Source organism: Candidatus Clostridium helianthi, assembly GCF_045310795.1.
Classification (GTDB): domain Bacteria; phylum Bacillota; class Clostridia; order Clostridiales; family Clostridiaceae; genus Clostridium; species Clostridium helianthi.
On sequence record NZ_JBJIAB010000003.1, the window covers coordinates 23966 to 37740 of the forward strand.

Below are 13775 nucleotides of genomic sequence, written 5' to 3' on the forward strand. Positions count from 1 at the left end.
TATGCAATGCCTCTGTTTGCTTACAATCTTCTATATTCCTCTTGTTTTATTTGATTAGTTTTTAAATAGTAGTTAATTTGATTAAGCAATTTTTCTTTATCTTCTGGTAAACTTCCTCTTAGAGAAACATAATTTGATGCGTGATTACATCTAAATATAACTGATTCATTGACATTAATATGTTGTATTAATATCTCTATCTCATTTAATACTTCTTTATCACTTAGAAGTTTAAATTCTTTTCTTAATATTTTATTATACAAATCCGTTTCTTTTTCAACCATAAGAGTTAATACACCTAAATAATTTGGAGCCATAGCGCTTATTAATTCGCCTGTTTTAATTGCATGAATATCACTTTTTTCAATGCCGCCAACTCCAGCTATAACTGTTACTGATAAAAAGATATCAGCATTTTTAACCATTCTAGCAGCATCAATTATCTCGTTACTGTTTACTCCTTTATTTATATCCTTTAAAACCTCATCACTTCCACTTTCAACACCCATATATATCATATATAAGCCTAAGTCTTTAAGTTCTTTCAACTCTTGATGAGTTTTACCTAATATTGATTTTGGTGTCCCGTAAAGAGTTACCCTCCTGCATTCAGAAAATGTATTTCTTATAAGCGTTAAAATTTCTTTTAATTTTTCCGTTGGAATGATTAACGCATCACCATCTGCCAAAAATATTTTTTCTACATGCGAATACATTTCTCTAAAGTAATTTACATCTGTTTTAATATCTTCCAAAGATTTTATTGTAAATTTCTTAGATTTATACATATTACAAAAATTACATTTATTATGAGAACACCCTAAAGTTACTTGTATTATAAGACTATTACTTTCACTTGGAGGTCTATATAGTGGATAATCGTACATTATCAAACCATCTCCCCTGTTATTCTTTAATTAATATAGCATTTTTTAAGTTCTAACACTATCTCTATATATTTTTCTACTTCATTAAATCATCTATAAGAATTTATTCTCATATTAGTGATATTCTAATATATATTTATCTAAAGTATATTTACTTACTTGCATTTCATATGATAGCATCAAACTCATAAATATAACCTTCTATAGATTTTACTACAGAAGGTTATATTTATGAAGTGCATTTTCTAATACTAATATTTATATAACATAACTATACTCTGAGAACCAGATCCAATAGTCCAGAAAATTACATAGTCCCCTCTCTTAACTTTACCTTCCTTTATCGATTCATACAATGCTATGAAAGGGCTAGTAGTTCCAGTATATCCATATTTATTCCCTATATATATACTCTTATCTTCTCCTATATCTAAAAGTTGTCTTATATTTTTTATATTTATAAACGCAAACTGAGAAAAGCAGAACATTTTAATGTCTTCATTTTCTAAGCCATTTTTCTTCAGCATCTTTTTAGCAATCTCTGCTGCTGGATAAACACATGCCCCACCATCGAATGGCAACCATTTCAAATAAAGCTCACCTACATCATTTGATTTGAAGAAATTAGAGAATCCTTTACTTGGATACATAATATTATGACTTTCCTCTGTGTTTATATAATATTCTGCATCAACTATTCCACACTCTTCTTCAACTTTTTCCAAAATTATTGCACATGCAGCATGTCCATAATTTCCATAGCAAAGCTCATTATTGGGATCAGCTAACGAATCGACATCATCACAACCAATAATCAATGCTCTTTTAGCTCGCTTTGACGATTCTAAATAATTTGATATATTCTCTAAGGCAACAGTCATACCAGCACAATTTGCATTCATATCAAAACACATTACATTTCTTCCCGCATTTAATTCCTTATGTATTAAAATAGATGTTGCTGGTGCTATATATTCAGATAATATAGATGAATATACTAGCACATCTATGTCACTACCTGTCAAGTTAGCTTTATCTAATGCTGATTTTGCTACTTTTACTGCTAGAGATAAAGTTGTCTCCTGTTCATTAAACATAAAGCGTTTATCTCTACCCATTACATCTACCAATAAATGTTCTACATCCTTATATTGTTTTTCAAAATGTTTTAAATAAATATCATTTGAAACAACTTTAGATGCATGACAAATATCAATGCAACTTAATCTTATTCCCATAATAATCTCCTAGCTAATGTAATTCAATTTAATATTATAAATTATGTATTGTTTTAAATTATTTCAATTCCCAATCCAGTGTTCCTACTTATTCTTGATAATTGCATCTTTAAAGTTATATTACTACCAACATTTGCTATAACCTTTACAAACTTGCAAGCCTTGTACATTTGAAAACATCCTTCTAACATTGGTAACATCTCTTGTCTTGAAACGTTTAACTCTCTTGCATCAAAATTTAATACATATTCTGAAGTTTGTATAGGAGATAGTTCTTTTCTAAAATCTTCAACAAAACTATTAGCATCGTCTGGTTCAAACATTCCCCATATCCTTATGTTAATCTCCTTTTTCGCCTTGTCCAAAGACAACTGATACTTTTTCATTTACTACACCTAACCTTTCTTTATTTAAATTCTTATCATATACACATATTTCAATGATTTTCTATTAAAATAAAAAGGTGCCTATTAATTATTAATAGGCACCAAAAATAAACAAATGACTAATGTTTATATAACTACATTTTGGCAACCTGGCAATCATTGAAAATAAATTTCTTTAGACCCATAGCTTTGCGGCCCTGCCTTTCGGCAAGTGTGCTATTATCAATGCATATGATATGCATAATTTTACACTTATTTTTGATAAATTTCAATATTTATACTAATATTTTTACCATTAATGGCATTAAAACTAATTTTAGTAAGTTACATTTATAACCTCTACCTATTTTGAAAAGATTCTTTAAATTCTTTCTTAATAACTAAGAAATCTTCTAAATCATTCAAAAACTGAAATAGCAACGCTCTGTTTTCAAATTCGTTTCGATTCTTAGGTAAATCCATTTTTTCATAGTCTTTTCTAAGTAAATTTAGTTTATTTATAAGCTCTACACAATCATTATCTTCCTTTAGATTCATTGCAACTTCATTTGTAAATTCTGATAATATTCTAGTTTGATCATAAGTCATATAAAATCTCGAAAAATGCCTCTTCATTCTTTTCATTGTATCTAGCTGTATTATTCTCATCTCTATATAACTCAAATAATAATCATTTTTTTTAAATAAACGATTATTATTTATTATCTGTGCCATAAATTTAGACTTATTAATTAATTCCTCAACATTCACTGATATTTGTTTTTCATAAATTGGTACAGCCTGAGTAACAAGGCTTACTGCCATATCTGATAATATAGCTCTATAATAATCTTCTATTCTTTCTTTATTCTTTTCAAATTGTTCTTCTAATGACGCAGTATATAGATTAAACATCATTGCTACTCCAATTCCTATTACAGTTAATTGTGCTTCGTTTATAATCCATGAAATATTTATATTTGTGCTTGTAAGTAAATGTGTTGATAATACAGATCCAACTACCATTCCTTCCTCTATTTTTAAGATTATTGTCGTTTGTATAAATATAATTAAAAATAATCCAAATATGATTGGGTTATTTCCAAGTAATAAATATAGCATAAACGACAAAAGAATGGCTAATGCAGATGCAATTATTCTTCTTCCTGCAACTAATAAAGATTCTTTTTTTGTATCTTGAATGCTTAGTATTGCAATAATTCCTGAAGTCACTCCGAATTGTAAACCAATATAATTTGATATAATAATCGCTATTGTAGCTGATAGTGCCATTTTAAGAGTTTTAGATTGTAAATATTTTATCATTTTTACTTTCTCCTACCATGCTTAAATTCTTATTCATTATATAATTTTCACTTTTATATGTAATTTACCTTTTATGGATATCTCAATTAAATTACACTTTTTTTGCACACGTGTTCTAGATTTATAATGAAATATATACCTCCTTTTGGGAAATTACAAGAGGCATATATTTAATTACCTAGAAGCTTTTTTTAACTTTTTGTTTTCATACATTTTATAATCAGCTTTCCTTAACAGCTCCTCTAAATTATCTGATTCATTCAGCTTATAGCTAGTTAATCCAAAACTTATTTCTAGTTTATATGTTTTACCTTCTGAATCTTCTATTATTTTTAATCTTTTTTGTATTTTATCAATAATTTGATTTACTTGTCCACTATCTATTTTAGGAAAAATAACAATAAATTCATCTCCGCCATGCCTAAATGCCGAATTACTTTCTCCTATGTTTTCTTTAATACAGTTGGCAATTGTTTTTATATACCAATCGCCTTCATCATGTCCAAATTTATCGTTTACTAACTTTAGGCCATCAATATCAATAAAGCATATAGAAAAATCCTCATCATCACTTTTCGCTTTCGCATAAGTATCTTCGAGGATACTTAATCCATATCTTCTATTAAAAATCCCAGTAAGTTCATCAACATTGGCCAATTTTTCTAAATCTTCTTTTTCCTTCTTCTGATTTGTTATATCTGCAATTGCCAATAATATAGTACTTTTTTTGCCAAAATATAATTTAATAGATGATATAAGCATTGCTATATTTTTTTCTGCTTCAGTTGTAATAACCATTTCTTGATTTTCAAGTCTTTCGTTAAATTTTATTTTTTTAATCCACTCATCATTATTTTCAACTTTGGAAAATATAATATTTCTTATATTTAATTTTTTATCCTTTTCAAATAACTTGCTTTTAAAATCCTTCCCCTGCTTATTTATAAGGATTACATCTTCTGTATCATAATCCACTAAAAACATAGCCCCAGGCGCTACTTCAAATAGTTTATAAAAATTCTTTCGGCTTTCATTAATATCTCTAAAGGCCTTGATTATGCTCTTTTCTGCTGGAGCAAATATGAATAAAATTTCAAATAATATTAACATCAATGTTATAGCTAATAAAATAATTTCAATATTCTTTATCATTAAAATTTTTTCTTTGGCATCTAGGTCATATTGAAAAACTATATCATCCATCCCTTTAAGAAACAACTTTTCATTTTCTTCGATTATTCGCATTTTACTTAAAAATTGACTTCTATTGTAATTACTGATCTTTGCCATATCTATAATCTCACGTGAACTATTAATCATTGCTTCATGTGGTTTCTTTATATCTAAAAACATATCTTCAATTTTTTTATTGCTTATTTTAGAAATCCCCTCTTCGATATTCCCTCTTTGCAAATCAGTGCTAGATTTTTCCCATATTTCTAATGCTGAAGCTAATTCATCTATATACAAATCTTCCGTTTCCTTGTTTTCTGATAAATAAATAGCATATACATCCTTTGAAATTTTTTGACTAAGCATTCTTTGTCTCCCTGCAATATTGATTATCCTAGAATAGCTCATTTCATTATTTATATTACATTGAACTATTATCTGGCTTAGTAATAATGCAAAAATAATTATGCACAATGCTAATATATATCTCTTTCTTATAGTTTTTATAACTCTAGTATATCTAACTGAATTCTTCTCCATTATTTTCTCCTAAGCTACTAATATTAAATAGTTTATTTTAAACAAGTCCATCTTACTTCTTATCTATATATAATTTACTAATTATTTTTACTGTACATTGTCTGCCTTCTCTGATTTCTAACTTCAACATTTTATTTAAATATGTTCTGTTTTAACAAGAAAATTATAACATATTCTTTCATTAAAATATCGAATTTTTAGACTTAATGAGAGTAAATATATTGATATATATAATTATTAATATAAAATGTGACATTGTAGAATTTTTCCTACTATAATACTAAAATTATTTTTAAATAAACCTATCATTCAATATTTGAAAATAACAATTATATACTATAATCTCTAATAGCCATTTAGAGATTATTTATAAAATTATCTACATATGTTAAACTAATTTTATAAAAATTTAGGGAGGATTAAATTGTTGAAGATATACGAACAAATTTCATACGACATAAAACAAAAAATAATCCTTGATCAAATGTCTCAAGGTGCTAAACTACCATCACTCACCTCCCTCTGCAAGGAATACAAATGCAGTAAAGGAACTGTGATTAAAGCCTACAATAACCTATGTAATGAACATATAGTTTACTCTTCACCTCAGAGTGGATTTTACGTTGCTGATAACCTTGTACGATTTGGCACAAATCAAGCTAATATTTATGATCTATCAACTGGTAACTCTTTGGTTAGCAATATTCCAATAAAGGATATTCAGCATTGCTTAAACTCAGCTCTGGAGCTCCACAGCAACATGTCTCTAAACATGGATTTAGAAGGCCTTCCTTCTTTACGTGAACTGTTAACTGATTTACTTATGAGAGATGATATATATTCTAAAAGTAAAAATTTAATTCTATCCCAAGGTATTCTGCAAGTATTAACTCTTTTTTCAAAGATGGAATTTCCAAATGGCAATGATACTATACTTATCGAAGATCCTTCTTATACTTATTATATAAACTTTTTAAAGTATGAGAATATGAAAGTTAGAACTATAAAAAGAGACGAGAATGGAATTAATTTATATGAACTTGAAGAAATATTTAAAAACCAAAGTATTAAATTCTTTTACACGATTCCTAGAAATCATAACCCTTTAGGCACTTATTATTCATTAAATCAAAGAAAAGCAATAATGAAGCTTGCCCATACTTACAATGTATATGTTATCGAAGATGATTATTTTTCAGATTTAAGTACCTTGTCAAGATATTCACCTATTTATTATTATTCGGATTTTAGAAATTGTATATATCTTAGAAGCTTTTCTAAGACAATACCTTATATAAGAATTGGTGTAGCTATAATTCCTGATGATTTAATTAATAACTTTAAGGAATGGATGAGATACTCATATTATTTTTCATATTACATGCCATCATTGGTGTCTCAAGCAACACTTGAGTCATATATTAAAAGTTCTATCTATAATAAGCATGTAGCCATTCTTTCTAGCAATTTAAAGGACACTTTAAAATTATTTAGGAGAATAACTTCTGCTTGGGATTCAAATTTAGTTAATATACTTGGCGGAAGTTCTGGTTATTATTCTACTATAAGATTAGCTCCTCATATCGACTGTAATAAATTATTAGACAATTTAAAAAATAAAAATATTCTTCTAGCCCATAATTCGGCCTCATACTACAATACAGAGAATTTTGACAATAGTCTAAGACTCAGTATTGCTAGAATTAATTCTACTGATTTGAAATTAGCATTAAATATTATTTATGATGAAATATTAAAATTATCATAAATACAATAATAAAAGATCTAAGGGTCATATTCTTTCCCTTAAATCTTTTATAATATTAAGCAAATTGTGGTAAATAATCTTTATGTGCCTCTAGTAATTCATCCAATAATATTTTCGCTATTTTCTCTGATGGAATTAATGGATTAATAGTTAATGCAAGAAGTGCTTTATGATAATCCCCTTCAACTGCTGCTTCAACCACTAAACGTTCAAATGATTTTATTGTTTGAACCAATCCATTCACACTTACTGGTAATTTCCCCATAGCAATAGGTTTAGGCCCATCCTTAGTTATAATACATGAAATCTCAACTGCTGAGTCATTCTCTATTCCTTCAATAGCCCCATTGTTTTTAGTATTAACTGGTTGAATATCTCCCTTGTTGTTATAAATAGAGTTAATTAATCTGCAAGCTGCATCTGAATAATATGCTCCACCTCTCTTTTCCAATTGCGGTGGCTTAATATCTAAATTTTCATCTTTGTATAGTTCAAATAAATCATTTTCTAATCTCTTAACTACTTCTGCTCTAGTTTCTCCTTTAGAAAATTCTTTTAATTCTTCTTCAAGCATATCTGCTGTTTGAAAGTAATACCTATGATATGGGCATGGCATCATTCTAAGAGCTTTAATAAATTCTGGGTTCCACTCTAAATCTTGAATATTTTTTACAATTGACCCCAGTTTACCTTCTGCTAGTGAGTCTATTACTTTATCTGTAATTTTTTCACCATCAAAATAAATTTCTCTACCAAATACCATATGATTCAATCCCATGAAATCCATAGTAATTCTGCTATGCTCTACTTCAAGCATGTCCGCTACTGCTTTTTCCATGCCAATTGGAACATTACATAATCCAATAATCTTTTTATTCTTTCCATATCTAAGAAGAGCTTCTGTTACCATTCCTGCAGGATTTGTAAAATTTATAAGCCATGCATTTGGACATAGCTCTGACATATCTTTATCTATATCTAAAATCACAGGTATTGTTCTTAATGCTTTAAACATACCTCCAGCACCATTTGTTTCTTGTCCTATTACTCCATGACTTAATGGTATTCTTTCATCCTGAATCCTAGCATCTAAAAGACCAACTCTTAATTGTGTAGTTACAAAATCCGCATCTTTTAGTGCCTCTCTTCTGTCTAAAGTCAAATGAATTTCCATAGGTACGCCAGCTTTTTTAACCATTCTTTTAGCTAATTTCCCTACGATATTTAATTTTTCTTTTCCGCTTTCAATATCAACTAGCCATAATTCCCTTACCGGAAGTTCATTATATCTTTTTATAAACCCTTCCACTAATTCTGGAGTATAGCTCGATCCCCCACCAATTGTTACTATTTTAATTCCTTTTTCCATCAGATATCCTCCTATATATTATAAAATATAAGCATAATCATTTTTAAATTTTGATTTAATAATTTAAGTATTTGTTTATATTGGTATACTTATTTTTTATTCTTTAAGTAATTTATTTAGATACTCTTATAGGAAATTTCCTCTTCTATACTTTATATAAAAATTGTATTTTCTCTTATTTTCATAAAATTCTAACAGATCTGTTTTCTATATCGTAACTCAATATAATCCCATATTCAATAATATAAAAACACAACTGTGCTAGTACAGTTGTGTTTTTTATTAAATTCAGAAGCACTTTAATAGCAAAATACTATTTATCAATATATTTAATAATATCTTTACCAAAAACCTTAACCATTATTTCCAAATAATTGTAACCTTTAAATGTATTGCTTCATATATAAGAATCATTTTTAAATTTTAGTTATATACCTCTAAAATTTATTAATTCAATGTTTTTTTCGTTAATAAACTGTATTACTTCTTTATTAGTTAATGTTTCTAATTCCTTTACTCTTGGGTATGCATATGAACTACTACTAATAATCTTAGAATCAAGATACCCTGGATGGCACATAATTTCTAAAGAATCTACATTAATATTATCTTCCAAAATGTTTATTAACATTTTGGGTTCAATCATAGAAATATTATAAAAACTATCAACAAACTTAGTTGTTGTTTTAATACTTTCATACTTTTCTTCTTTAATTGCCTTAATATGCCTAACTGGTATATTATACTCCTTTGCCAACTCAGCAACTACCTCAAAAACACTCTCAATAGAATGTACATGATGATGTGTATCTATATGTGTTGGAACTATCCCAAGAGATAAAAACTTTTCAAATTGTTTTCTAAATTCCCTTCGTATATCTTCAATACACGCTGACTCAACAATATTATCATATTTTAAAAAATTCCCTTCATTATCAACTAAGGTTTTCACGTTCTTTGATAATGGTCTGCCTGCGGTAAGAACCAGGTGAATTCCTACACCTAATTTAGGATTTTCTTTTGCCAAATTAACCGCATGTTCCGTTGTCTCCATATTACACATTAATGTGGTAGATGTTACTATTCCATTTTTGAATCCTTCAATTATACCTAAATTAATTGCTTTTGAAATACCAAAATCATCTGCATTCATTATTAATCTCATATCTTTCTCTACTCCTTATATTTAATGTTTTAGTCTAATAGAAATATATTTATAATACCATAATAATCCACATTATTTTTATCAGCAATAGCTCTAGATAATAATCACATTATACGTATCTCTTATTTTAAGTCAGGATATATTTCATGTTATAAACCTAGGACATATCCCACTGCCTATATATGCCAAACTAGTATTACAATATAATATTCAAGGATTCAACAATTATTTTACTTTTTTTCTCTTCATTAATCATATTAAGATATTCCTTAAGCTTTTCATGCCACTCCTTCTCACTTTCAGTTCCATAATCCACATCCATAACTGAATCATTTGGAATATATTTAAGTAGCAATGATATTTCAAAATCATCTAAGACCTTAAATATCTCAATAAATTCATAATCAAATATGCAATCAGAGCCAAGAACATTTACTAAATCCCTAAGACTATGAATTTCTTCCCTTATAATTTGTATCTTATTCTCTACTTTATCACACTCTCTAATTTCTTCAGTTATACCCTTAAATCTGCTGTTCTCTAAACTTTCTCCATCTTCATATCTAATTAAATTTTCATTTGCATTTTTAAATGTTATAAATGTATTTTCCAATTTATTAATTTCAATATTCTTCTTAATATTTGGCATAATCTTGTAAATAGTTTTATTTATATAATTAATAAAATTTATATCATTTATAGTAAACTCCTTGAAAATATCTTCAACTATCATAGATATTACTTCATTAAATTCCTCTTCTTTCAATTTTCCTAATTTATTTTTAAGATAACGTTTTTCAATATCTGTTATATCTAGAGTTATTCCTTCTTTCCCTAATAGCATACATCCTAAATAATTAGTCAGAACTAATTCAAAGATATTTATTAATATATGATCTGAATTTTTATCAAAACTTTTAAGCAAATTTTCAATTTCATGACTATCAAAGTGGGAACAAAATTGATTTTCAAAGTCTATTTTTCTTAAATATTCGTTTATATATTCTATGCCTACTAAATCCATCTCATCTATAGCTAGTGGATAATCTATAGACCCCTGAGTTTCATGAGCTGCGAATCTACTATCGTATTCTATAAAAAATAATGGAATCCCATAATTTATAGTATCTATATACGCATAATTACCTGTCTTTAATTTATTTTTTTGCACGTTCTTTAATAGTTCTTTACTTTCTTCTATTTTAATCTTTAAAACTTTTTCCCCTTCAGAAAATAAATATTTCATTGTATTTTCTTTTATTAACGTAATCCGTTCCTTTATTGATGTTTTACCTTTTAGAAAGCTACCTATAGTATAATAAATTGATAACATTATTTGCTCTGCAACTTCAACTCTTACCGAATAGCTTTCAGCTTTTGTATAATAATTTGCAGTTTCTCTTAAAATATCTAATATTTGAACTTGAATATTTTCTAGTTCTTTATTATTTAATATATCATTTGAATGAAGTACTTGTAGTAATGACTGAAAATAATGTTCCTTACTTAATAAATTTTCAATGGTATCATTTCTGTCAGTAATATAATTATCCATTATAACTCTTCATCTCCATCCACATTTAAATAATCAGAAACCCCATATTTAATATTATGAGCTATAGTATCCAAATACTTATATCTAAGTAGCTCTAAAGATCCTTGGCATTCATTATCGAAATAGCCTTTCATTAAATTAATTAATTCAATGTCACCTATTTCTTCCATAGTTTCATTTTTATAATAATAAAATGTTTCTATTAGCTCCTCTATAGTTTCAATATAATTGTATTGAGAAATATATGGCGAATCGCAAAAGGTTGATATTATTTGTTTTATTATCCCTCCACCAAATTCAACTCTGCCATTCTTACTTAAAGCTTCGCTTCTTATCTCAACTATTTCTTTAACATTTTCTTCGCTCAGCTTTAATCCAAATTCTAATGTCTCCTCATTACACTGCAGAATCTCTTCAAAAGTTTGTTTACTTATTATAGAATCAGAAATAGACATAAGATAATTTTTCATAAATAACACCATCCAAACTTTTTTATTTTTAAACATTGACATTTCTTTTTAAATATGTTATGATTATTATATATAGATAAACGTAATAATCTTCTAACAATTAATTGTATCATCGGCTATCCGGAAAGTCAATGGTGTTTTTTTATGCCCATTTTGTATAAATAGTAACTTTTATACATTAATATAAAATCCTTAATAATTAAAAAGACTGTTAAATATCTAGTAAATTTTGATATTTAACAGCCTTTTTTAATTATTAGGTTTAAATTTAACAATTCTGATTTTTTCAATAGATAATCAAATTCTGAACACTTAACATCCTAAACAAATGTCTATCTTCATTTATACAGGTTAATCTCTCATCAAGTTTTTACTTGGCAATCTATTTAGATGACACAATTATATCACCCAATCACCATTTTTGAATACTGGGATCTTTTCTCCACCAGCGGTTTCACCTATTATTTCAAGTTCCTCTGATCCTACCATAAAATCTACATGAGTTAATGAATCATTAGCTCCATTTTTTATTAGTTCTTCTTCCGACATATTGTCACCATCTTTTAGGCAAGTTGGATACGCTTTTCCAAAAGCAAAATGACATGATGCATTTTCATCAAATAATGTATTAAAGAAAATTAGTCCTGAATTTGATATAGGTGAGTTATAACCAACTAGAGCAACTTCTCCTAAATATCTAGCACCTTCATCTGTATCTAGTAATCCTTTTAATATTTCTTCTCCCTTTTCTGCAGTAAAGTCAACTATCTTACCATCTTTCAATGTCAACTTAAAGTTATCAATTAAATTTCCTCCATAGTTCAATGGCTTTTTACTAGTAACATAGCCGTTTACTCCCTCTCTCTTTGGGAGGGTGAATACTTCTTCTGTCGGTATATTAGCAACAAAGTTAATACCATCTTTAGAATTCTCTTCACCACTTAACCATAGATGTCCTTCTGGAAGTTCTACAGTTAGGTCTGTGCCTTCTGATTTATAATAAAGATATTTAAAATTCTTTTCATTTAAATAATCTTTTCTATTTTTTAATTTTTCTAAATGTTCATTCCACGCTTCAATAGGTGATTCCTTATCAGCTCTTACTATACTAAAAATTGAGTCCCAAAGATTCTCTACTGCATCTGCTTCTGATAAATCAGGGAATACTTTTCTAGCCCATCCCTTTGTAGGTATTGAAACAACACACCATTGAACTTCATTACTCATCATGGCAGCACTAACATCTTTCATAGCTCTATTTGCTGTTTTTGCTAAAGTGGAAATCTTATTAGGATCTACTCCGCTTAATAGCTCTGGATCTCTAGCAGAAATACTTATAAATGCAGTTTTCTCCTTTATAAGTTGCTCTCTTGATAATACAGCATGTTTTGGCTCCCTTTCAAAACTTTCCATAGGAGCTTTATTGTATTTTATCAAGGCAAGTTCTTCATCATTGTAATCAACTATAACATTAATAGCACCAGCTTCATAAGCTTCTTCTGCTATCAGTCTAGCAAACTCTGCACATTCTATTGGTGAATTTATAAGCAATTGTTGCTTATCTTGTAAATTTATGCCCTTCTTAACAACGAGCTCTGCATACTTTCTTAATGTATCTGTATTCATTTTGCTTTCCTCCACATTTTTCCTTAAGTTTTATTATCATAATTATAGCATATCTTACTCTATAAGTTTTTATTTAAAACCTGCATAATATACTTTCATTTATATCTATTTCGATAAATGTAATATAAAAATATAACATTTATTAAAATAGAAATTCAGACTTCATTAGAAATTATCTGTTTAAGAAAATATATGATCTTTATAGCAATTATTCGTATTTAAAAGGCCCAATCTAATAAAAATCGGGCCTTGATTACTAAAATGTAAATACTTTTGATTATTAATTTTTTCCT

At 27.6% G+C, this 13775-nt stretch carries 11 protein-coding genes and 1 riboswitch; of the genes, 1 reads left to right on the forward strand and 10 read right to left on the reverse strand.

The genetic code is table 11. The annotated features are described in order from the left end of the window. Positions 1-20: 20 nt before the first annotated feature. The 5 genes from ACJDTP_RS03210 to ACJDTP_RS03230 form a co-directional block, all read right to left on the reverse strand. The gene (locus ACJDTP_RS03210) at positions 21-887 is read right to left on the reverse strand and encodes a radical SAM protein (RefSeq protein WP_077845104.1); all 867 of its coding nucleotides are present in this window, start codon (positions 885-887) and stop codon (positions 21-23) included. A gap of 251 nt (positions 888-1138) precedes the next feature. After that, complete coding sequence (locus ACJDTP_RS03215) at positions 1139-2125, reverse strand: 3-oxoacyl-[acyl-carrier-protein] synthase III C-terminal domain-containing protein (RefSeq protein ID WP_077845103.1); 987 nt, start codon at positions 2123-2125, stop codon at positions 1139-1141. 53 nt (positions 2126-2178) lie between these two features. Beyond that, a complete protein-coding gene (locus ACJDTP_RS03220; RefSeq protein WP_077838789.1) occupies positions 2179-2511 on the reverse strand; it encodes a hypothetical protein in 333 nt (110 codons plus the stop codon). A 140-nt stretch (positions 2512-2651) separates the two neighbouring features. After that, positions 2652-2739: riboswitch (cyclic di-GMP riboswitch) on the reverse strand. Positions 2740-2850: 111 nt separating this feature from the next. Next, positions 2851-3816 (reverse strand): aromatic acid exporter family protein, encoded by a 966-nt coding sequence (locus tag ACJDTP_RS03225; protein ID WP_406760489.1) that lies wholly within the window; start codon positions 3814-3816, stop codon positions 2851-2853. Positions 3817-3990: 174 nt separating this feature from the next. After that, positions 3991-5529, reverse strand: coding sequence for a diguanylate cyclase (locus tag ACJDTP_RS03230; protein WP_406760490.1), 1539 nt, complete (start codon positions 5527-5529; stop codon positions 3991-3993). Between the two features lie 427 nt (positions 5530-5956). Here ACJDTP_RS03230 and ACJDTP_RS03235 point away from each other — a divergent pair, with 427 nt between their 5' ends. Beyond that, positions 5957-7297, forward strand: a complete 1341-nt coding sequence (locus tag ACJDTP_RS03235) for an aminotransferase-like domain-containing protein (RefSeq protein ID WP_406760491.1) — start codon at positions 5957-5959, stop codon at positions 7295-7297. A gap of 55 nt (positions 7298-7352) precedes the next feature. Here ACJDTP_RS03235 and ACJDTP_RS03240 read toward each other — a convergent pair whose 3' ends face one another. The 5 genes from ACJDTP_RS03240 to ACJDTP_RS03260 all read right to left on the reverse strand — a co-directional run bounded on the left by ACJDTP_RS03240 (position 7353) and on the right by ACJDTP_RS03260 (position 13482). Next, positions 7353-8666: a 6-phospho-beta-glucosidase gene (locus ACJDTP_RS03240; RefSeq protein ID WP_406760492.1), complete on the reverse strand. Its 1314-nt coding sequence runs from the start codon at positions 8664-8666 to the stop codon at positions 7353-7355. A gap of 427 nt (positions 8667-9093) precedes the next feature. Beyond that, positions 9094-9831, reverse strand: coding sequence for a chitin disaccharide deacetylase (chbG, locus tag ACJDTP_RS03245; protein WP_406760493.1), 738 nt, complete (start codon positions 9829-9831; stop codon positions 9094-9096). 196 nt (positions 9832-10027) lie between these two features. Next, positions 10028-11386, reverse strand: coding sequence for a DUF6179 domain-containing protein (locus ACJDTP_RS03250; RefSeq protein ID WP_406760494.1), 1359 nt, complete (start codon positions 11384-11386; stop codon positions 10028-10030). Next, a complete protein-coding gene (locus tag ACJDTP_RS03255) occupies positions 11386-11856 on the reverse strand; it encodes a DUF6323 family protein (RefSeq protein ID WP_077845096.1) in 471 nt (156 codons plus the stop codon). The genes ACJDTP_RS03250 and ACJDTP_RS03255 overlap by 1 nt, the downstream gene beginning before the upstream one ends. 399 nt (positions 11857-12255) lie before the next feature. After that, complete coding sequence (locus ACJDTP_RS03260; protein WP_406760495.1) at positions 12256-13482, reverse strand: aminopeptidase; 1227 nt, start codon at positions 13480-13482, stop codon at positions 12256-12258. Positions 13483-13775 lie beyond the last annotated feature (293 nt).

Bases quoted from the DNA above. Each gene is read 5' to 3' on its own strand.
- ACJDTP_RS03255 (WP_077845096.1), bottom strand. From the start codon at position 11,856: ATGAAAAATTATCTTATGTCTATTTCTGATTCTATAATAAGTAAACAA.
- ACJDTP_RS03220 (WP_077838789.1), bottom strand. From the start codon at position 2,511: ATGAAAAAGTATCAGTTGTCTTTGGACAAGGCGAAAAAGGAGATTAAC.
- ACJDTP_RS03260 (WP_406760495.1), bottom strand. From the start codon at position 13,482: ATGAATACAGATACATTAAGAAAGTATGCAGAGCTCGTTGTTAAGAAG.
- ACJDTP_RS03210 (WP_077845104.1), bottom strand. From the start codon at position 887: ATGTACGATTATCCACTATATAGACCTCCAAGTGAAAGTAATAGTCTT.
- ACJDTP_RS03230 (WP_406760490.1), bottom strand. From the start codon at position 5,529: ATGGAGAAGAATTCAGTTAGATATACTAGAGTTATAAAAACTATAAGA.
- ACJDTP_RS03250 (WP_406760494.1), bottom strand. From the start codon at position 11,386: ATGGATAATTATATTACTGACAGAAATGATACCATTGAAAATTTATTA.
- ACJDTP_RS03240 (WP_406760492.1), bottom strand. From the start codon at position 8,666: ATGGAAAAAGGAATTAAAATAGTAACAATTGGTGGGGGATCGAGCTAT.
- ACJDTP_RS03225 (WP_406760489.1), bottom strand. From the start codon at position 3,816: ATGATAAAATATTTACAATCTAAAACTCTTAAAATGGCACTATCAGCT.
- ACJDTP_RS03215 (WP_077845103.1), bottom strand. From the start codon at position 2,125: ATGGGAATAAGATTAAGTTGCATTGATATTTGTCATGCATCTAAAGTT.
- chbG (WP_406760493.1), bottom strand. From the start codon at position 9,831: ATGAGATTAATAATGAATGCAGATGATTTTGGTATTTCAAAAGCAATT.